The sequence below is a fragment of the Streptomyces sp. NBC_00190 genome, from assembly GCF_036203305.1.
Classification (GTDB): domain Bacteria; phylum Actinomycetota; class Actinomycetes; order Streptomycetales; family Streptomycetaceae; genus Streptomyces.
The window spans coordinates 1,609,252-1,629,381 of the sequence record NZ_CP108131.1 but is presented as its reverse complement, the minus strand read 5'-3'; the positions used below and the strand labels follow the sequence as shown (position 1 = coordinate 1,629,381).

Annotated in this window: 18 protein-coding genes; 9 read left to right on the top strand and 9 right to left on the bottom strand. The window is 75.1% G+C overall.

The genetic code is table 11. The features are described 5' to 3' along the window. Positions 1-150: 150 nt before the first annotated feature. Complete coding sequence (locus OG429_RS08015; protein ID WP_328924600.1) at positions 151-1,548, top strand: HEAT repeat domain-containing protein; 1,398 nt, start codon at positions 151-153, stop codon at positions 1,546-1,548. Positions 1,549-1,644: 96 nt separating this feature from the next. On the opposite strand, the gene OG429_RS08010 is transcribed toward OG429_RS08015, so the two are convergent. The 5 genes from OG429_RS08010 to OG429_RS07990 all read right to left on the bottom strand — a co-directional run bounded on the left by OG429_RS08010 (position 1,645) and on the right by OG429_RS07990 (position 5,197). Continuing rightward, the gene (locus tag OG429_RS08010; protein ID WP_328924599.1) at positions 1,645-2,310 is read right to left on the bottom strand and encodes a hypothetical protein; all 666 of its coding nucleotides are present in this window, start codon (positions 2,308-2,310) and stop codon (positions 1,645-1,647) included. Continuing rightward, positions 2,307-2,879, bottom strand: coding sequence for an RNA polymerase sigma factor (locus OG429_RS08005; RefSeq protein WP_328924598.1), 573 nt, complete (start codon positions 2,877-2,879; stop codon positions 2,307-2,309). The genes OG429_RS08010 and OG429_RS08005 overlap by 4 nt, the downstream gene beginning before the upstream one ends. Before the next feature lie 73 nt (positions 2,880-2,952). After that, a complete protein-coding gene (locus tag OG429_RS08000) occupies positions 2,953-3,819 on the bottom strand; it encodes a biotin-dependent carboxyltransferase family protein (protein ID WP_328924597.1) in 867 nt (288 codons plus the stop codon). Next, positions 3,816-4,433, bottom strand: a complete 618-nt coding sequence (locus tag OG429_RS07995; RefSeq protein ID WP_328924596.1) for a 5-oxoprolinase subunit B family protein — start codon at positions 4,431-4,433, stop codon at positions 3,816-3,818. The genes OG429_RS08000 and OG429_RS07995 overlap by 4 nt, the downstream gene beginning before the upstream one ends. Then, positions 4,430-5,197: a LamB/YcsF family protein gene (locus tag OG429_RS07990; protein WP_328930198.1), complete on the bottom strand. Its 768-nt coding sequence runs from the start codon at positions 5,195-5,197 to the stop codon at positions 4,430-4,432. The genes OG429_RS07995 and OG429_RS07990 overlap by 4 nt, the downstream gene beginning before the upstream one ends. Before the next feature lie 116 nt (positions 5,198-5,313). On the opposite strand from OG429_RS07990, the gene OG429_RS07985 reads away from it, so the two are divergent. The 4 genes from OG429_RS07985 to OG429_RS07970 all read left to right on the top strand — a co-directional run bounded on the left by OG429_RS07985 (position 5,314) and on the right by OG429_RS07970 (position 12,612). Further along, positions 5,314-6,819 carry a hypothetical protein gene (locus tag OG429_RS07985; RefSeq protein WP_328924595.1) on the top strand — a complete coding sequence of 502 codons (1,506 nt, stop codon included), beginning with the start codon at positions 5,314-5,316 and terminating at the stop codon, positions 6,817-6,819. Next, the gene (locus OG429_RS07980) at positions 6,816-6,971 is read left to right on the top strand and encodes a hypothetical protein (RefSeq protein WP_328924594.1); all 156 of its coding nucleotides are present in this window, start codon (positions 6,816-6,818) and stop codon (positions 6,969-6,971) included. Before OG429_RS07985 ends, OG429_RS07980 begins: the two co-directional genes overlap by 4 nt. Continuing rightward, entirely contained in the window at positions 6,968-7,867 is a 900-nt protein-coding gene (locus OG429_RS07975) for a hypothetical protein (RefSeq protein WP_328924593.1), read from the top strand. Before OG429_RS07980 ends, OG429_RS07975 begins: the two co-directional genes overlap by 4 nt. Positions 7,868-7,932: 65 nt before the next feature. After that, positions 7,933-12,612 carry a hypothetical protein gene (locus tag OG429_RS07970; protein ID WP_328924592.1) on the top strand — a complete coding sequence of 1,560 codons (4,680 nt, stop codon included), beginning with the start codon at positions 7,933-7,935 and terminating at the stop codon, positions 12,610-12,612. A gap of 94 nt (positions 12,613-12,706) precedes the next feature. Here OG429_RS07970 and OG429_RS07965 read toward each other — a convergent pair whose 3' ends face one another. Next, positions 12,707-13,183, bottom strand: a complete 477-nt coding sequence (locus OG429_RS07965; RefSeq protein ID WP_328924591.1) for a hypothetical protein — start codon at positions 13,181-13,183, stop codon at positions 12,707-12,709. 440 nt (positions 13,184-13,623) lie between these two features. Here OG429_RS07965 and OG429_RS07960 point away from each other — a divergent pair, with 440 nt between their 5' ends. The 4 genes from OG429_RS07960 to OG429_RS07945 are packed head-to-tail and all read left to right on the top strand — an operon-like array spanning position 13,624 to position 17,872. After that, a complete protein-coding gene (locus OG429_RS07960) occupies positions 13,624-16,380 on the top strand; it encodes a nitrate- and nitrite sensing domain-containing protein (RefSeq protein ID WP_328924590.1) in 2,757 nt (918 codons plus the stop codon). Then, complete coding sequence (locus OG429_RS07955) at positions 16,377-16,814, top strand: roadblock/LC7 domain-containing protein (RefSeq protein WP_328924589.1); 438 nt, start codon at positions 16,377-16,379, stop codon at positions 16,812-16,814. The genes OG429_RS07960 and OG429_RS07955 overlap by 4 nt, the downstream gene beginning before the upstream one ends. A gap of 10 nt (positions 16,815-16,824) precedes the next feature. Continuing rightward, complete coding sequence (locus tag OG429_RS07950; protein WP_328924588.1) at positions 16,825-17,265, top strand: DUF742 domain-containing protein; 441 nt, start codon at positions 16,825-16,827, stop codon at positions 17,263-17,265. Continuing rightward, on the top strand, positions 17,246-17,872 hold the full coding sequence (locus OG429_RS07945; protein WP_388568946.1) for a GTP-binding protein: 627 nt from the start codon (positions 17,246-17,248) through the stop codon (positions 17,870-17,872). The genes OG429_RS07950 and OG429_RS07945 overlap by 20 nt, the downstream gene beginning before the upstream one ends. A gap of 205 nt (positions 17,873-18,077) precedes the next feature. Here OG429_RS07945 and OG429_RS07940 read toward each other — a convergent pair whose 3' ends face one another. Genes OG429_RS07940 through OG429_RS07930 form a run of 3 tightly spaced genes read right to left on the bottom strand, consistent with a single transcriptional unit; the run spans position 18,078 to position 20,125 of the window. After that, complete coding sequence (locus OG429_RS07940; protein WP_328924587.1) at positions 18,078-19,268, bottom strand: lipid-transfer protein; 1,191 nt, start codon at positions 19,266-19,268, stop codon at positions 18,078-18,080. Beyond that, the gene (locus OG429_RS07935; RefSeq protein ID WP_328924586.1) at positions 19,265-19,726 is read right to left on the bottom strand and encodes a Zn-ribbon domain-containing OB-fold protein; all 462 of its coding nucleotides are present in this window, start codon (positions 19,724-19,726) and stop codon (positions 19,265-19,267) included. The genes OG429_RS07940 and OG429_RS07935 overlap by 4 nt, the downstream gene beginning before the upstream one ends. Before the next feature lie 60 nt (positions 19,727-19,786). Then, entirely contained in the window at positions 19,787-20,125 is a 339-nt protein-coding gene (locus OG429_RS07930; protein ID WP_328924585.1) for a DUF962 domain-containing protein, read from the bottom strand. Positions 20,126-20,130 lie beyond the last annotated feature (5 nt).

Sequence of the window (20,130 nt, the reverse complement as noted above, 5' to 3'; positions counted from 1 at the left end):
GGCCGCCATGGCCGCGGAGCACCGACGAGAGTGAGAAGGCAATGGTCTACATCGAGCGGAACCTGACGGCGGACGTCCTCACATGCTGTTACGCGGCCCTGTGAATCCCGATTCCCGGTTGCGTCCCCAGCTTGATTTGAGGCCATTCCCATGTTCGAACCAGTCATAGCGCCGAGCGGCACCCTGCTCGGGCTCCTCCAGCGCGGCCGGGGCGACGGCACGCTGCACGCTCTCGCGGCACCCAGGGCGGAGGCCCTCGCGGCCCTCAACCAGTGCGTGCTCCGCGACCCGCGCCAGGACTGGCAGGTCGAGAACCGCTCCTTGTACTACGCCCGGCTGTACCTGGATCTCGACGGCCCCCTCGGCGAGATCGAGACCCACCTCTTCAGCGCCGACGACCTCGTCGACGAAGAGGACCACCGGACGGGCCTCGCCCTGTCCGTACTGGGCCACCTGGCCTCGTACGGCCGCGACGACGCGCTCATGCTGCTGCGCCGGTACGCCGCCTCCGGGGCGAACTGGGCCTGGGCCCTCGACGAGCTCGCCCTGCGCGACGACGACGAGGGGCTGCGCGGCCTCGCCAGATCCGTCCTCGCCAGATTCCCCGCCACGGCGGAGGGCGAGGCGCGGCTGGCCGCTGCCGTCCGCGACGCGTACGAGCCGAGGCCCTGGAGCCTGTGGGAGGAGTCACCGCGGTACGGGGAGCGCCTGCGCGCAGCCCGTCAGCAAGGCTCCTTCGACCGCTGGCAGCGCCAGCTGACGCCCAGGGGCCCCCAGCCCGGCTGGGGCGTCCAGGCCGTCTTCGACTGGGCCGCCGACGGCCTGCGCCGCGGCACCCCGCTGCACGTGCCCGCCGCGCGCTGCCTCGCCGCCGTGGCCGCGCCCGAGGACCGTCCCGCCATCCTCGCGGCGGCCGCCGGAGCCTCCGGCGAAGCCGCCCGCGCCACCGCCCTGCACCACCTGGTCCTCGCCGAACCGGACAACCCGGCCGTCCTGGACCTCATCGAAGCCGCCGCCGACGAGCCGGCCGTGGCCGCGTACGAGCGCATGTGCGGCCCGGAGGCCGTCGAACGCGCCCGGCGCTGGATCCACCGCCCCGACGCCCTGGGAGCGGCCGCCGCGGCCACCCTGGCCGCCCGGGGCGGAGCCGAGGACGCCGCCCTGGTCCTCGGAGCCCTGCGCTCCACCGTCCGCGGCTCCGGCCCGGACACGCGGCGGCTGTTCGCCCTGGTGGACGGAGCCGGCCGCCTCGCCATCGGCTGCGCGGCCCCCGTACTGCGCCACATCTACCGCGAGACGGCCTCGTCCCACCTGCGCGGCCGGGCCGCACGGGCCCTGGCCAGCACCGACCCCTCCTTCGCGGCGGGCTTCGCCGTCGAATGCCTGTGGGACTGCGAGGAGACCACCCGGGAAGTCGCGGCCCGCCAGGCCGAAACAGCCGACGCACGCGTCGCCCCCCGGCTGCGCCGCCTGGCGGCGGACCCCGCGGAGGAAGAGGACGTCCAGTCGGCGGTCCGCAGCCGCATCGCACCGGAGTCCGCCGTGTAGCTCCGCCGGCGGCCCCACCGACACCACTCGGCCCGGCCCCCTGACAAGAGGGGGGCCGGGCCGAGTGCTGTGACGGCGTGCGGCCGCGCAGCGCAATCAGGGCGAAAGGGTGGCCGGTACGCCGGGGGGTGGGGTGGGGGGCCCCAACCGCTGCGCCTCGAGGAAGGCCTCCAGGTAGTCGTCCGAGCAGTACGGAACGTCTTCGTTCTCCACGATTCCGAAGGCGAGTCCTTGCTTCCCCTCCCACCACGGCTGGAAGTACGCCCATGTGACCAAGAGCGTGTGTCCTGGGGGGACCGCCTTCGGGTTGACCTTGAGGGTGCGTCCGTCATCGCCGCGCGAGAGACCGGCGGCGGGATCGGCCTGCGGGCCTCGGACCCAGCCCTTGACCGCCTTGCACTGGCGTTCCGGCAGCAGCGGGACCGCGACGGCCCGGACCCCCAGTTCCTTCAGCCGGTCGGCCAGGGCCGGGACCTGCGCCTGCCGGGGCGGATCGAACCGCAGCGACCCGTCCGGATCCCTCGTGATCTCGGGCGCGTCCGAGGCCGAACGGCTCGGCGTGCCGGCCGGCAGGGAGCCGGTGCGGATGCTGCCCGTGAGGGTCATGACGGCGACCACGGAGGCCGTGGCGGCGCCCACCGCGAACGGGATGCCGTACCGCCGGGCGAAGGACCGGGCGGGGGTCGCGGGCGCGGCCTCCGGGAGGCGGGCCAGAAGCGCCGCCTTGAGGCGGTCCTCGAAACCGCTGGGCCTGGCGCTCATCGGGCTGCCTCCAACTGGGGTTCGGCGAGGGAGTCCGGGCCGCGCAGGGCGCGCCGGGCGCGGTGCAGGCGGACGCGGATGGTCGCCTGGGTGACGCCGAGGGCCTGGGCGGCCTCGGCCGGGGTGAGTTCGTCGACGACCACGAGGTCGAGCGCGGCACGCAGCGGCTCGGACAGGGCGGCGTGGCGCTCGGCCAGGTCCCTGAAAGCCCTCTGGGCGTCGATCCGTTCCTCCAGCGCGGCGACGTCCTCGTCGTCGAGGAGGCGGCGCCCACTGAGCCGGGCCAGCGCGCCGCTCTCGCGGGCCAGCCCCCGGGCGTGGCCCGACAGGACGTTGCGGGCTATGCCGAACAGCCAGGCGACCGGAGCTCCCCTGTGGCCCCGGTAGCCGCCGGCCGATCCCATCGCCGCGAGGAAGATGTCCGCCGTCAGGTCCGCCGCGAGGTGCGGGTCGGCGACCCGGCGGGTGACGAAGCCGAGTACGGCGTCGATGTGTTCCTCGTAGAACGCCCCGAATCCCTCGGGCGTGGTGAGATCCGGTGGTCCGGTCTCGTGTCGTGGGCTGCGCACCCGGTTCCTCCCCTGCGTAGGGGACCCGGTCGGCCCCCTCACCCAGTACTTGGCCGAAGCCCCCTCGAACGTTTCATCGGGACCGGAGGAAGCGGACGGGAACCCCCGGCCGGGCCTGCGCCGCCGCGTCCAGGGCCGGGCCCGGCGGGACCATGCCCACCACCGGATAGCCGCCCGTCACCGGGTGGTCGGCCAGGAACACCACCGGCAGGCCGTCCGGGGGGACCTGGACCGCGCCCAGCACCATGCCCTCGCTGGGCAGTTCACCGGCGCGGCCGCGGACCAGCGGCGGCCCGGCCTCGGTGCGCAGGCCGATGCGGTTGGACTCCGGCGACACCCGGAACACCGAACGCCACAGCCCGGCGAGCGACGCCTCCGTGAACCAGTCCGCCCGCGGCCCCAGCCGCAGGGGGAGCAGCAGTTCCGACGGAGCCCCGGGCAGGCCGTACGCGTCCGCCCCGGGGAAGGGGGCCGGCCCGGCGGGACCCACCGGCAGCGTCATACCGGCCGACAGCACCGGCGGCCCCAGGCCCGACAGCAGGTCCGTCGAGCGACTGCCCAGGACCGGCGGGACGGCGAGGCCGCCCCGCACCGCGACGTAGCCGCGCAGACCCGACTCCGCCCGGCCCACGTGCAGCTCCGCACCGGCCGACAGCCGGACCGCGGCTCCCCAGGCCACCGGGCGGCCTGCCACCCGTACGGAACAGGGCGCGCCCGTGACCGCCACGGTCACCGGGGCGAGGGCCCGCAGCCCGACCCCGTCCATGGTCGTCTCCAGCGCCGCCGCGTCCGGCGGGTTGCCGACCAGCCGGTTGGCCAGCGCGTGCGCCGCCGTGTCGAGCGCCCCCGAGCGCGGGACCCCCAGGTGCGCGTACCCCGGGCGTCCCCGGTCCTGGAGCGTCGTCAGGGCTCCCGCCCGTACCACCAGCAGCCCGCTCATCCGGCCGCCTCCGTGAACCGCACCCGCACGCCGGGCGCGAACAGCGCCGCCGGTTCCCGCTGCGGATCCCAGAGCACCGCGTCGGTGGACCCGATCAGCTGCCAGCCGCCGGGGGAGGAGCGCGGGTACACGCCCGCGTACTCGCCCGCCAGCGCCAGTGAGCCCGCCGGGACGGCCGTACGGGGCGTGGCCCGCCGGGGGAGGTGGAAACGCTCCGGCAGACCCGTCAGGTAGCCGAAGCCGGGGGCGAACCCGCAGAACGCCACCCGGAAGACGGTGCCGCCGACGATGTCCGCGACCTCTTCGGGAGCCACCCCCCACAGCCGGGCGGCCTCGGCCAGGTCCGGTCCGTCGTACCGCACCGGGACGGTCACCAGCGGGCCCTGCGTCCGCGTGAGCGGCGGCACCTCCCACCGGGCGATCCGGGCGCCCAGCCCGGCCGGGTCCCGTACGCCGTCCAGCAGCACCGTGCGCGCCGCGGGCACGAGGTCCCGTACGGCGCCCAGCTCGCCCGCCTCCCGCCGCCGCAGCAGCTCGGCGTGGAGCGCGGCGACCTCGGCCGCCGAGCCGAGCTCGATCAGCAGCGCCTCCCCGCCCACCACCAGGGTCCTCACGCGAAGGCCTCCACCCGGACCCCGGCCGAGCCCAGCGACTCCCGGACCGCGCGGGCGAGTTCCGCGGCGCCCGGGGTGTCCCCGTGCAGGCACAGCGAGCGCGCGGCGACCGGGACCTCGGACCCGTCGGCCGCCGTGACCGCCCCCTCGGCGGCCATCCGCACCGCCCGCGCCACCACGGCGTCCGGGTCGTGCACCACCGATCCCGGCTCGGTGCGCGGCACCAGCGTCCCGGCGGGCGTGTACGCGCGGTCGGCGAAGGCCTCCGGTACGGGAGCCAGCCCGGCTTCCGCGGCGGCGGAGAGGAGCAGCGATCCGGGAAGGCCGAGCACCGGCAGGCCGCCCGTGGCGCCGGACCCGGCCGCCATCCGGACGCCCGCGACCACGGCGGAGGCCTGTTCGGCGTCGTGCACGGTGCGGTTGTAGAGCGCACCGTGCGGTTTCACGTACGACACCCGCGAGCCGGCCGCCCGCGCGAACACCTCCAGGGCCCCGATCTGGTAGGCCACTTCGTCGGCCAGCTCACCGGCCGGCACGTCCATGGAGCGCCGGCCGAAGCCCGCCAGATCACGGTAGGAGACCTGCGCCCCGATCCGTACGCCCCGCGCGGCCGCCAGCTCGCACACCCGGCGCATGATGGACGGGTCCCCGGCGTGGAAGCCGCACGCCACGTTCGCGCTCGTGACGACGGACAGCAGGGCCTCGTCGTCGGTCAGGGTCCACCGGCCGAAACCCTCGCCCAGATCGGCGTTGAGGTCGATCACCGGAGTCGATGCGATCATGGAAGCCATGCGCTGAGCGTAGAGCAGGCGGCCCGGGGACGATCCGGCCGAACCATGCCGTTTGGGATGTTGTCCGTGACAGCGCCTAGTCTTTGTCCGTGACTCTCCCAGCCCCGGCGAAGACCCTTCCGTCCCCGGCGCCGGGCCCGGCCGCCGACGAGGGCCTGGCCCGGCGGCTGCGCGCCCTCGCCTGCACCGCCCCGCTGCACGACCTCGACGTACGCAAAGCCAATCTGGCGGGCGAGTACGGGGTCTACGCGATGGCGGAGGTCGCGCTGGCCGCGATCGACCTGGTCACGCTGAACATGGACTTCGACACCGGCGCCGACCACGAGCAGATAGTGGCCAGGCTGATGCCGCGCGTCGCCGCCCAGGCCCCGGCCCGCCCGGCGGCCGAGCACGAGCGCGTCGCCCGCTGGGTGCTGGAGAACCTGATCAACGTCGGCAGCGTGGACCGCGGCTTCCGCGCGATCTACGGCACCTTCGGCCCGGACGGGGTCTACGTCCGGCGCGACTACGACTTCAAGCTGATCGAAGAGGTCCCCGGCTACGGCGGCGCGGTCTACCTGCGCACCACCGACGAGGCCGTCAACGTCCTGGTCGGCGCCCTCGACACCGACGTCACCAGCGCCCAGATCGCGGCCGAGGTCAAGCTGGAGGTGCTGATCAGCCGGGGCCGGCTGGCGGACGCCCAGCTCGCCGCCGAACAGGCCCGCTACCGCACCGTCCAGTACGCGGAGACCCTGCGCCGCACGCTCGACGCGACGCGACGCAACGTGCGGGCGGTGGACTGGCTCCAGGCCGTCCCCGACATGATCGCGGAGGCCCTCGACCACGTCGCCGACCGCTACCGCCACGAGAACGCGATCCTGACCAACATCCGCAAGGCGCGGGACGAGGCGGAGGAGCCGGAGAACAAGCGGCGCGCGGCCGAGCTCGTCGACATCGTCAAGGACTGCATCCGCCGCCACACCCAGCTCCAGTCCCGGCTCCTGGACGCCGGACCGCTCTTCCGCGCCGAGCAGGACCGCCAGGCCTTCGCCGCGCCCGCGCGGCGCTCCGGCATCGACCTGTACGGGCAGCTGGTGGCCCCGCTGCTGCCGCTGCCGCTGGAACAGGCGAGGCGGGTGACGGACGCCTTCTTCGCCTCCGGCGCGGGTCTGCGCACGCCGGTCTCGGTGCGCGTGGGGGACCTGGTCGACATCCTGCTCACCCCGCCCGTGGAGCGGGAGCACCTCGGCGCGGAGATGCCCGAACCGGACCTCATCGCGACACCGGACGACAGCCGCTTCAGCGAGGAGCAGCTCGCCGCCGCGATGGAGCTCCTGGACCTGCCGCACGACGCCCCGCGCCGGCTGTCCGGCCTCCTCGCCGAGGCCCGCCGCAGCGACCCGGACCTGCCGTACCTGGTGGCCCTGCTGGCCGTCCACGCGGCGAGCCCGGCCGTCGGCACGGCATACCGCCAGGGCGAGGAGCGGCTGCTCTTCGCGGTGGACGACGGCACGCAGCTCGACGATCCCGAGTTCGGCGGCGCGGACCTGATCGTCGGCACCGCGCTGCTCGACGCGGCCGGCATGGCCGCGGACCGCGCGGAGGCGGCATGAGCCGGCCGCCCGCCCTCACCGCGCGGGCAACGGCGGCCGCCGCCGGGGCGTGGCGACGCCGCCCCGGGGTGCGGGGGCCCGCCGTCGACACCGCCGCACCCCACACCACCCGAACCCGCAGCACCCGCACCGCCGAGGAGACCCACCCGTGAGCGACCACCACGCCGAGCACACCGCGTGGAGCGAGCCGGCGCCGTCGGCTCCCGTCGCGCTCGCCCCCACCGCCGCGGTGACCCCCGCCGACGCCGCCGACGCGGCCCGGCTCGTCGCCTTCGGGCTGCAGCCCAAGCTGCTCCCCGCCCGTGACGCCGAGTACGCCGAGCTGCTGCGCCGCTACCGCGAGGACCCCGCCTTCGGCCGCCTCGCCGACGCCGTCGCCACCGGCCTCGGCCTCGTCGTGCTGGAGGTGTCCCCGCGCGCCGGCATGGCCGTGGCCGCCGGGGAGGACTCCGTCTTCGCCGTCCGCATGGGCGACTACGCCCGCCGCACGGCCGCCGACTCCGCCGACCGCTTCCTGCACGGCCTCGCGCACCTCGCCGTCGCCGCCCTCGCCTTCCCCCGCCCCGAGGACCTGGCCGACGACGGCTACATCGGCCGCATCACGGTGAACGGCGTCGACGCCTTCGTCCGGCAGACCTGCCGCCGCCTGGAGGAGCGCGCCGAGGAGCTCGGCGAGAACACCGACCCCGCCTCCGACGCCCCCGGCCTGGAGGCCGCCTGGCGGGTCTACGCCCGCCGCAGCGCGACCGGCGCCACCAAGGACGCCCGCCGCCTCGCCGGGTCCACCACCGGCATCGTCGGCAAGGCCGCCGCCTTCCTCACCGAGTCCGGCTTCCTCCAGCGCACCGGCGACGACGCCGGAGGCACCTACCGCACCACCCCCCGCTACCAGCTCCAGGTCCGCGACATGGCGGGCAGCGCGGCCATGGCCGAGCTCCTGGAACTGGGCGTGGTCCCCGTCAGCGACGGCTCCGCCACCCTCCTGCCGCCGCCCGAGGGCGACGACCTGGAGCTCGCCGCCGACGCCGGCCTGCCCTTCCACGCCTGAGCCACCCGTCCCGTCCCCGTCCCCGTCCCCGTACGACCTACGAAAGACCACGAGAGTCCGCCGCCATGTACGAGCTGTCCCGGATCCGCCTCTACTCCATCGGGCCCGCCGGCGCGCGCTACGCCGACACCGTGCTCGACCTGCGCGGAGTCGGCGAGCCGGTGCCCCACCCGGCGCCGGCCCAGGCGGAGTTCTTCGAGGACGAGCCCACCGGCCCGCCGCGCCGCCCCGCGCCCGCCGGCGTGCTCTTCCTGGAGAACGGCGGCGGCAAGTCCGTCCTCCTCAAGCTGATCTTCTCGGTGATGCTCCCCGGCCACCGCAACACCCTCGGCGGCGCCAGCTCCGGCGTGCTGCGCAAGTTCCTGCTCGCCGACGACTGCGGCCACGTGGCCCTGGAGTGGCAGCACACCCAGACCGGCGAATGCGTGGTCGTCGGCAAAGTCAGCGAATGGCGCGGCCGCCAGGTCTCCAACGACCCGCGCAAGTTCGCCGAGGCCTGGTACTCCTTCCGCCCCGGCCCGGGCCTGAGCCTGGACAACCTCCCCGTCGCCGAGGCCACCGCGGTCCGCCCGCCCGTCGAAGGCGCCTCCGGAGCCCAGGGCCGCCGCCGCACCATGAAGGGCTTCCGCGACGCCCTCACCGAGTCCGGCAAGGCGTACCCGCACCTGGAGGTCTACTTCGAGGAGATCCACGACCGCTGGAACGAGCACCTCACCGAACTCGGCCTCGACCCCGAGCTCTTCCGCTACCAGCGCGAGATGAACGCCGACGAGGGCGAGGCCGCGGGTCTCTTCGCGGTCAAGAAGGACTCCGATTTCACCGACCTCCTGCTGCGCGCCGTCACCGACACCCGTGACACGGACGGCCTCGCCGACCTGGTCCACGGCTTCGGCAACAAGCTCGGCCGCCGCGCCGAGCTGATGGCCGAGCGGGACTTCACCGCCGGTTCGGTGGACCTGCTCACCAAGATCGTGGAGGCCGCCGGGACCCGCTCCCGGCTGCGCGACGTCCACGCGGGCGCCGAACGCCGTACGCGCACCCTCGCCCGGCGGCTGTCCGCCCGCGCCACCGAGGAACGCGGCCGGGCCGCCGACCTCGCGCAGCGCGTCACCGGCGCCGCCCACCAGGTCACCGCCGCCGAGTCCGCGCGCGCCCGCAGCGCCGCGGTCTCCGCCGAACTTGCCTACCGGCACGCCTCGCTGGCCCTGACCGTCGCCGACAAGGCCGCCGCCGCCCAGCGCCGCGAACTCCTCGAAGCGCGCACGCTGCACTCCGCCTGGCAGGCCGCCGAGAACGTACTGCGCCACCGCGCCGCCGCCGACCGCTCCGCCCGGGTCGCCGCCGCGATCCTGGAGGCCGAGCGGGACGCCGCCCCGGCGCTGGCCGCGCGCGCCACGGCCGCCGCCGAGCTCGTACGGGCCCTGCACACCGCCGCCGAGCACGGCGAGCGGGTCGCCAACGAGGAGGAGGAGCGTTCCGCCGGGCTGCAGGCCATCGGCGAGGCCGCCCACCGGGACGCGACCGCCGCCGCCACGGCCGCGCAGCGGGCGCGCAGCGAGGCCGAGCACCTGCGCTCGCGCCTCGGCGAGGTCCAGCAGGAGACCGCCGAAGCCGTCCGGGCCGGCTGGCTCGACGACTCCGCGCCCGACGCCGACCCGGCCCGCGCCGCCCTCGCGGCCACCGACGCCGAGAAGACCGCGGTCGCCGCCTGGGACGAGTCCCGGGAGGCCGCCCGCGCCGCAGCCGACGCCGCCCGTGAGGCGGCCGCCACGGAATCCCGCGCCGAACTCACCGCCGCCCGCGCCGCGGACGCCGCCGACGGGGCCGACGCCTCCCACGACGCGGAACACCGCGCCGCGGCCTCCCTCGCCGGCTCCCCGCGCCTGGCCGACCTCCTGGGCCTCCCGGACACCCCCGCCCAGGCCCCGGGCCTTCCCGGGCCCCGGGGCGAGGCCTCCCGCCCGGACGGGCACCCGGAAGGGCACCAGGACCGATCCGGCGACCCGGGCACGGGCCAGGACCACGGCTCCGCCGCCGGACGGCTCACCGCCGAGGACCTCGACCGGAACGCGGAGGACCTCCACCACCTGCTGACCGACGGAGTCGCGGCGGCCGAACGTCAGCTGTTCGAGCTGCGCACCGCCGCCGCCGACGACGCCCGCATCCTCGGCGCCCTCGGCGACGGCGGACTGCTGCCGCCCGGCCCCGACGTCCTCGCCACCGTCGAGTACCTCGGCGAACACGGCATCCCCGCCCTCCCCGGCTGGCGCTACCTCGCGCAGTCCGTGGACCCCGCCGACCACGCGGCCGTCCTCGCCGCCCGCCCCGAACTCGTCGACGGCGTCGTCATCACGGACCCCGACACCCACACCCGCGCCCGCGAGGTCCTCTCCGGCGCCGCCCTGCTGCCCCGCTCCACCGTCGCCGTCGGAACGGCCGCCGCCCTGCTGGCCCCCGTCCCGCAGACCGACGACGACGCGGTGTTCCTCGTACCGCCGAACCCGGCCATGCACGACGAGCACGCCGCCGACGAGGAGCGCCAGGCGCTGCGCACCCGCGCCACCGCCCGGGACACCGAGATCCGCGACCTCGCCGCGCGCCTCGCCGGGGACCGCGAGCTCGCCGCCCGGCTCGCCTCCTGGCGCACCGGCTGCCCGGCCGGCCGCCTCGCCGAGCTGGCGCAGCAGGCCGCGGCCGCCCGGGCGTTCGCCGAGGAGGCCGACGCCGAGCTCGCGGAGGCCCGGACCGTACGGGCGGAGGCCGACGAGGCCGCCGCCGACGCGGCCCGGGTCCGCGACGAGCGCCAGGACACCGCGCAGCGGGCCCGCCGGGTCGCCGACGCCCTCGCCGGGCTCGCCTTCCGCCTGCGCGAGCGCGCCGGCTGGCAGGCCCGCCTGCGTGAGCTCGCCGACGAGGCCGCCGAGTCCGAAGCCCGCGCCGAGGTCTGCCTGGACCGGGCCCGCGCCGCCGACGAGGACCGCCGCGCCGCCCAGCGGGCAGCCGACGACGCCCGCCGCACCGCCCGCGCCCTGCGGGCCGAGCGTGCCGAGATCGCCGGCGCCCCCGAGCCCCTCCCCGAGGACGACGGGACGGTCAAGGCGCCGCTCCCCGACCTCCGCGAGGCCTACCGCGCCGCGTCCCAGCTCTACGAGAAGGTCGGCGTCGGCGCCGACCTGCGTGCCGAACAGGCCCGCGCCGAGAGCGACGAGAGCGCCGCCCTCGCCGAACTCGACCGCCTCACCAACAAGGTCCGCACCCGCGCCGCCCAGCTCCTCGAAAGCACCGACGGAGCCGACGGCCCCTCCCGGCAGGCGGCCGCCGCACGCGCCGAGTCCCTCGTCCAGATGCTGGAGACCCGGGCCTCCCACGCGAGTGAGCAGCTCGGACGGCTGCGCGGCGAGGCCGAACGCCACGCCCCCGCCGAGGGCGAGGCGCACACCGAACTGCCCGAGGAGCTCATCCCCCAGGACGTCGAGCGGGCACAGGGCCTGCTGCGTACGGCCACCGCGCAGCTCGCCGCCCACACCGCCGCGGTGGAGAGCGCCCGGGCCGCCCACGCGGACCTGCTGCGGGCCCACCGCACCGCCGAGGACGGCGCCGGCGGTTTCGACGAGACCGCGGCCATGCTGCGCGACCTCCTGCGTGACCACACGCACGCCGACGACGAGCAGGAGCCGGTGCCCCACCCGGGCTCCCTGGAGGAGGCCCGCCAGTCCGCCACGGAGGCCCGCCGCTCCCTGCGCGGCTGCGCGGCCGACCTCTCGGCCGCCGAGGCCGCGGTGCGCGAGGCGAGCGACATCCTGGTCCGGCACGCCAATTCCAACCGGTACGAGCAGGTACGCACCCCCGCGCGGCAGCAGATCCGCGAACTGCCCGCCTCCGCCCTGCCCGAGCACGCCGCGGCCTGGGCCACGGCCTTCGCGCCGCGGCTGCGCGTCCTCACCGACGAACTGGCGCAGCTGGAGCGCAACCGCGACAGCATCGTCGACCGCCTGCGCGGCCTCGTGGAATCGGCCCTGGCCACACTCCGCTCGGCCCAGCGCCTGTCCCAGCTGCCGGAAGGGCTGGGGGAGTGGTCGGGGCAGGAGTTCCTGCGGATCCGCTTCGAGGAGCCGGACCAGGCCACGCTCACCGAGCGGCTCGGCGAGGTCATCGACGAGGCCACCCGCGCGGCCGTGAAGAAGAACAGCAACGCCTCCTTCGGCGAGGGCCGCCGCGACGGCATGTCGCTGCTGCTGCGAGGTGTCCAGGCAGCCCTCGAACCCAAGGGCATCTCCGTGGAGATCCTGAAGCCGGACGCGGTGCTGCGCGCCGAGCGCGTGCCGGTCGGGCAGATGGGGGACGTGTTCTCCGGCGGGCAGCTGCTGACCGCCGCGATCGCGCTGTACTGCACGATGGCGGCGCTGCGCAGCAATGACCGCGGACGGGACAAGCACCGCCACGCGGGCACGCTGTTCCTCGACAACCCGATCGGCCGCGCGAACGCCACGTACCTGCTGGAGCTCCAGCGGGCCGTCTCCGACGCGCTCGGTGTCCAGCTGCTGTACACCACGGGCCTGTTCGACACCACGGCGCTCGCCGAGTTCCCGCTGGTCATCCGCCTGCGCAACGACGCGGACCTGAGGGCGGGCCTGAAGTACATCAGCGTGGAGGAACACCTGCGCCCGGGCCTGCCGCAGCAGTCCCCGGAGGCGGAGACCATCCACGGCGAGATCACGGCCACCCGCATGTTCCGCCGAAGCTGAGACCCGCCGCCCCGGACTCCGCCCGCGAGGCGGTCCGGGGCCGCCAGGACGGTCCCGGCGGCCGGGCGGGATCCGCCGGCCGCCGGGTGCGCGGTCAGCGGCGGCCGAACGCCGCGAGGGGGCCGTCCTCGCGGGGTATTCGCGCCGGGGCGGCCTTGCGGGCCGCACGGGCGGCCTCGGCGGCCCGGCGGGCCTCCCGGCGGCGGCTGCGGGCCGTGCTGCTCGGCTCCGAGACCACCCCGTACCGCTGGTTCCAGGTCTGCCGGGTGATCCATACGTCCAGCACGCCCCAGGTGGCCACGATCGTGCCCGCGACCGCGCCGAGCGCCATCGGGAAGGCCAGCCACGAGCTGGTCAGCGTGAGGAAGAAGGTGACCGTCGCCTGCGTCAGTGTCACGGCCACGATCAGCACCGCCCGCACCGCCGACGTCCGCACCGGATCCGGCATCCTCCGCCGCCGGGCCGGCTCCTCGACCCACAGCCCACGGCCGCCCGCGCCGCCGGCACCCCCGGCACTCGTACCCGCACCTGCGCCACCGTCGTGCGCGTCGCCGCCCACATATCCGTTCATGGTCCGCTCACTCCCCACCGCGCGGTCCGCAACGCCTACCCCGCAACGCCTACCCCGCCACGCCCACCCCGACGTGTCCCCCGAACAGAAGACGTACGGCGCCGCCGAGAGATTCCCGCTTCACGGACACCGTCACCACCGGACCCGTTGAGCGCGGAACGAATAATTCCAGCCATCCATCCAATTGCGGGAACTGACGCCTCACCAAGTGTCATCTGCCACATATCGGGCCGCACTTGACCGGAAGTATCGGACAACTCCCGATCTTCGGCCAGGGGTCCGGCCGAAAATGTCCGGACACGCCTTCGAAGCCGCCCCCGGGCAGTAGTAGGCTCACGCCGTTTAAATGACGGAACACCGAACCCCCCGACAACGGGGTTGAGCTGGGGGAGGCTGGGGAGGCCATGCGCTTTCGCGGGAAGTCCATCCGCCGGAAGATCGTGGCGTTGCTCCTTGTGCCGCTCGTCTCCCTGACCGCCCTCTGGGGCTTCGCGACGGTCATCACCGGCCGCGAGGCCGTCCAACTCCTCGACGTCGCCTACGTCATCGACAAGGTCGGCTATCCCATCGAGGACGTCGTCCGCGTCATCCAGAAGGAACGCCGCCAGACCCTCGTCGTCATCGGCGACCCCCGTGCCTCCACCGCCACCACGGAGCTCGCCAAGCGCCGCGCCGCCACCGACGAGATCGTCGAGAAGATGGGCGCGAACGCCCGCGACCCCGAGGTCATCGAAGAGCTGAGCCCGCAGGGCGCCCAGCGCCTGCGGACCATCCTGGGCGCCTTGCACGGCATCGGAGCCCTCCGCCGCTCGGTCGACGAGAACACCCTCGACCCGAGCCAGGCACTGGACCTCTACAGCCGACTCGTCGACCCCTGCTACGAGTTCCTCATGAATCTCCACGCGCTGGAGAACGTCGACATGGACAAGCAGGGCCGCGCCCTCGTCGGCATCACCCGCGCCCGCGAGACACTCTCCCGCGAGGACGCCGTCATCGCCTCCGCGCTCGCCGCGCGGAACATCAGCGCCGCCGACCTGCGCCACGTCTCCGACTTCGCCGCCAACCGCACCCTGCTCTACGACTTCAACCTCGCGAACCTCCCGGCCGCCGACCGCGAGCGCTTCGAGCACTACTGGGGCGCCGCCGAGACCAAGTCGCTGCGCGACGCGGAGGAGCGCTTCCTCGCCGGCGGCGCGGGCAAGAACCCGCGCGTCACGGCCGCCCAGTGGGACGAGGCCGCGACCAAGGTCCTCGACGAGCTCGCCGTCATGGGCACCGACGCCGGCGACCGCTACCAAAAGCGCGTCGAACCCGTCGCCATGGACGTCCTGGTGCAGGCAGCCGTCGCCGGCGTCCTCGGCTTCATCGCCCTCGCCTTCTCCCTGTTCCTCTCCGTCCGCATCGGCCGCGACCTGGTCCGCGACCTGTCCCGGCTCCGCAAGGAGGCCCACGAGGCCTCCGGCGTCCGGCTGCCGAGCGTGATGCGCCGCCTCGCCGCGGGCGAGCAGGTGGACGTGGAGACCGAGGCGCCCCACCTGGAGTACGAGAAGGACGAGGTCGGCCAGGTCGGCCAGGCCCTCAACTCCCTCCAGCGCGCCGCCGTCGAGGCCGCCGTCAAGCAGGCCGAGCTGCGCCGCGGCGTCTCCGAGGTCTTCGTCAACCTCGCCCGCCGCAACCAGGTGCTCCTGCACCGCCAGCTGACCCTCCTCGACACCATGGAGCGCCGCACCGAGGACACCGAGGAGCTCGCCGACCTCTTCCGCCTCGACCACATGACCACCCGCATGCGCCGCCACGCCGAAGGCCTGGTGATCCTGTCCGGCGCCGCGCCCTCCCGCCAGTGGCGCAAGCCCGTCCAGCTGATGGACGTCGTACGGGCCGCGGTCGCCGAGGTCGAGGACTACGAGCGCATCGAGGTGCGCCGGCTCCCGCGCCTGGGCATCGCCGGCCCCGCCGTCGCCGACGTCACCCACCTCGTCGCCGAACTCCTGGAGAACGCCACCGTGTTCTCGCCGCCGCACACCGCGGTCCAGGTGCTCGGCGAACGCGTCGCCAACGGCTTCACCCTGGAGATCCACGACCGCGGCCTCGGCATGAACCCCGAAGCACTGCTCGACGCGAACCTCCGGCTCGCCGAGACACCCGACTTCGAACTCTCCGACACCGACCGCCTCGGCCTGTTCGTCGTCAGCCGCCTCGCACAGCGCCACAGCGTCAAGGTCGTCCTCCAGCCCAGCCCGTACGGGGGCACCACCGCGGTGGTCTTCCTCCCCGCGGCCCTGCTGACCGACGCGCCCGACACCAACGGCACGGGCATCCGGCTCGACGCGGCCGGCAAGGCCGGGCGGTCCGGCAGGATCCCGTCCGCGCGGTCCGTGCCCGCCGCCGTCGAGCGGGCCCCCGCCGGCTCCGGCCGCTCGCTGCCGGCCCCCGAACTGCGAGGCCCGGTCGAACTGGAAGCCCCGATCGACGTCCTCGGCCTCGACGCGGTGGACGGCCTCGACACGGAGCCCGCCGCCCCGTCCGGCGCGGGCGCCCGTCCGGCCATGGCCACCCTGGACGACGAGACCCCGCCGAGCGGCACCCCGCGCAGCGCCCTGCTGGGGCTGCGCCCGGCGGACGGCCCGCACACCGACCGGCACCGGGACCGGGACCGCCACGCCGCCCTGCACGCGGAGCGGGCCGACGGTCGCCCGGGCGACCGCGAGACGCCGCCCCCCACCGGCCCGGTCCGGCTCGACACCCAGCGCGCGGAGACCCTCCGCCCCGACGGACCCCGCTCCCCGGGAGCCGTCCCGCTGCCGCGCCGCCGTCCCACCCCGACCCTGGTCGCCGAGCACGGCCGCCGCGTGGCGCCGCGCCCGGTGTCCGTGGTCCCGCAGCCCGCACCGGCGCCCGCACCCGGTGGGCCCGGCGCACCCGCAACACCCGGCGCCGCGAGCGCCGGGCTCCCGCGCCGGGTGCGCCAGGCCAGCCTGGCCCCGCAGCTCAAGAACACCCGGGCCGCCGCCTCCGACACCGCGGCCACCGCCCCGATGGCGGACCGCGACGCCGAGGACGTACGCACGCGCATGTCCGCACTCCAGCGAGGCTGGACGGCGGGCCGCAAGCAGCACGCTCAGCAGCAGTCCGAGACCGATGCAGGCACCTCCGCCGCCACCGGTCCGGGATACGAGAACGAAGGGGACGGTCGATGACCGCACCGCAGTCCGGAAACGACACCAGGGGCCGCGGCTCCGGCCCGCTCAACTGGCTCCTCGACGAGCTCGTCGACAAGGTCGGTTCCATCCGCAAGGCGGTGGTCCTTTCGGGCGACGGCCTGCCCACCGGCAGCTCCAAGGACCTGACCCGCGAGGACAGCGAGCACCTGGCGGCCGTGGCCTCCGGTTTCCACAGCCTGGCCAAGGGAGTCGGGCGGCACTTCGACTCCGGCACGGTCCGCCAGACGGTGGTCGAGCTCGACGAGGCGTTCCTGTTCGTCATGGCGGCCGGTGACGGCAGCTGCCTGGCCGTGCTCGCCGACGCCGACTCCGACGTCGGGCAGGTCGCGTACGAGATGACCCTGATGGTCAAGCGAGTCGGCGACCACCTGGCCATCGCCCCGCGCACCGGGCTGCCAGCCGGAGGGTGAGACGGACGGCATGAGCGATTCAGGCCAGGACCGCCCCACCCGCACGCCGGCCGGAGACCAGGACCCCGCCCTCGGCCACGCGCACTGGTTCGACGACGACGCGGGTCCCGTCGTGCGTCCGTACGCCATGACCCGCGGCCGGACCAGCCACGCGGGCCAGCACCGGCTCGACCTGATCGCGCTCGTCGTCGCCGAACCGGCCGCCGACGACCCGGTCTGGGACCTGACGCTGTCCCCGGAACACGCCCACATCCTCGGGCTGTGCCGGGACCGGCCGCAGTCGGTCGCCGAACTCGCGGCGGAACTCGACCTCGCGGTCGGCGTCGTACGGGTCCTGATCGGCGACCTGACCGACGAGGAACTGGTCCATGTGACCCGGCCGGTACCGCCGGCCGAACTGCCCGATGAATCCATTCTGCGTGAGGTGATCGATGGCCTTCGGGCGCTCTAGCCGCACCGGTGCCATGCACGCCGTGTCACCGGTCGAGCCGCTGACCTTGAAGATCCTGGTCGCGGGCGGCTTCGGGGTGGGCAAAACCACCCTGGTCAGTGCGGTAAGCGAGATCAGACCGCTGCGGACCGAGGAACTCCTCTCGGAGCCGGGCGCCGCCATCGACGACACCGGGGGAGTGGAGGGCAAGAACACCACGACCGTGGCCATGGACTTCGGGCGCATCACGCTGCGCGAGGACCTGGTCCTGTACCTGTTCGGCACGCCCGGGCAGGACCGGTTCTGGTTCCTGTGGGACGAGCTGGCCCAGGGCTCGCTCGGCGCCGTCGTCCTCGCGGACACCCGCCGCCTCGCCGACTGCTTCGCCGCCATCGACTACTTCGAGCGGCGTGAGCTCCCGTTCGTCGTCGCCGTGAACTGCTTCGACGGCGCGGACCGGCACCCCGTGGTGACCGTACGGGAAGCACTCGACCTCGACGCCGGGGTGCCGGTGCTGCTCTGCGACGCGCGGGACCGGGAGTCCGTGAAGGACGTGCTCGTCGGGGTCGTGGAACACGCGATGTCCCTGGCACGGGCGCGGCGTCGGAGCCTGACGGCCGGGGCCTGACACGGAGGCGGCCCGTACCCCCGCCGACTGGGGTACGGGCCGCAGCTCTCACGGGGGGATTCGGGTGTCCCGGAAGCGGTGCCGGACTGTGGAGCGAGTGTGAACCCGCCACCGGGGGCCGTCAAGCGTTCCGGCACGCCCGCCGGCACACCCGCCGGCAAAACCTCCGGAAACAGCCGTCGGCGACACCCACGGGAACGCCCGCTCAGCGCACGGCGACGACGGCCGACCCGTGGCCGAACAGGCCCTGGTTCGCGGTGATCCCGGCCCGGGCCCCCGGCACCTGCCGGTCCCCGGCCGTACCGCGCAGCTGCCACGTCAGCTCGCACACCTGTGCGATGGCCTGCGCCGGAACCGCCTCCCCGAAGGAGGCCAGCCCCCCGCTCGTGTTGACGGGAACCCGCCCGCCCAGCGCCGTCGCCCCCTCCCGGACGAGCTTGGCCCCCTCGCCCTCCCCGCACAGTCCGATGTCCTCGTACCACTCCAGCTCCAGAGCGGTGGACAGGTCGTACACCTCGGCGAGGGAGACGTCGTCCGGGCCGAGGCCCGCCTCCTCGTACGCGGCGCGCGCGATCGAAGCCCGGAAGGAGCCCGCCGCGGGGCGGACGGCCACCGCCGAGTCCGTGGCGATGTCCGGGAGGTCCAGCACCGTACGCGGATACGTGGGCGTCACCGTCGACACGGCCCGGATCCGCACCGGGTCCGCGATCCCGCGCGAGCGCGCGAAGTCCATGCTGGTCAGCACCAGGGCGGCGCCCCCGTCGGAGGTGGCGCAGATGTCGAGCAGCCGGAGCGGATCGGCGACCACCGCCGACGCGGCGACCTCCTCCGCGGTGACCGTGTTGCGGTAGCGGGCGTTCGGGTTGAGCGCCCCGGCGGCCGCGTTCTTCACCTTGACCTGGGCGAAGTCCTCCGGTGTGTCCCCGTACACGGCCATCCGGCGGCGGGCGTACAGCGCGAAGTACGCCGGATTGGTGGCGCCCAGCACGCGGAAGCGCAGCCAGTCCGGATCGTCCGGCCGGTCACCGCCCGCCGGCGCGAAGAACCCCTTGGGCGCCGCGTCGGCGCCCACCACCAGGACCACGTCCGCCAGGCCGGCCAGGATCTGCGCCCGGGCGGTCCCGATCGCCTGGGCGCCGGAGGCGCAGGCCGCGTACACGCTGGTCACCCGGGCGCCCTGCCAGCCCAGCGCCCGGGCGAAGGTGGCGCCGGCCACGTAGCCCGGGTAGCCGGAGCGCACGGTGTCGGCGCCGACGATCGACCCCACGTCCGACCAGTCCAGTCCGGCGTCCGCCAGCGCCGTCCGCGCGGCGGCCCTCCCGTACTCGACGAAACTGCGGCCCCACTTGCCCCAGGCGTGCATGCCCGCCCCGAGGACGGCGACGTCCGCGCTCACGCCGCACCTCCGACCGGCTTGAACCGCCAGGTGGTCCAGGCGGTCCCGGTGTCCGCGTCCTCGTTCAGCACACCGCCCACCACCTCGACCTCCATCCCGACCGCCAGGTCGCCGACGCCCACACCGGGCGCCGCCTGCCCCAGCACCACCATCCCCTCGGCCTCCAGCTCCACCGCGACCAGGGTGTACGGCTCCCAGGGCGCGGCGGGGTCGGACACGTACGGCGCGGGCGGCCGGTAGCGCCCGTCGGTGTAGGACCAGACCCGCCCGCGCCGGGACAGCGGCACCTCGGCGAGCTCGCCGCCGCCGGGGCAGTGCGGGTTGCGGCAGTAGGCGTCCTCGCGCGGGAAGAACACCGCGGTGCAGGCCGAACACCGGGTGCCGAGCAGCCGGAAACCGCCGTCCGCGGCGCTTTCGGTGAACCACCCGCCCACGACGGGTGTACGTGTGAGTGCCAAGACCCCTCCCCTACAGAAACTGACGCATCGTCAGGAGTCTGCCACGGGCGGGCTACCGGGTCACCGGTTCTCGGCGAGCCACTTCCGCGCGATCTCGCCCAGCTCCGCGTCCCGGCCGGCCAGCATCATCCGGATCATCTGCGCGTCCCCGCGCAGCGACCACCCCGGATTCCCGAAGGTCGCCGGATTGTTCCCCTCGATCAGGAAGTGCGCCGGCCACGCCGTCCCGTACCCGATGAGCGGGAGCGCGGCGAGATAGCGCCTGCGGCCGCGCGCCAGCCCGTAGCCGGTCACCGCGAGCCCGGTGAGCGTGCCGGCGAGATGGATCCAGCGGGTGGCGGCGCGCGAGTGCATCGCGACGTAGTACGGCCAGAATTCCTCGTACGAGCTGAAAGTCATGCGGG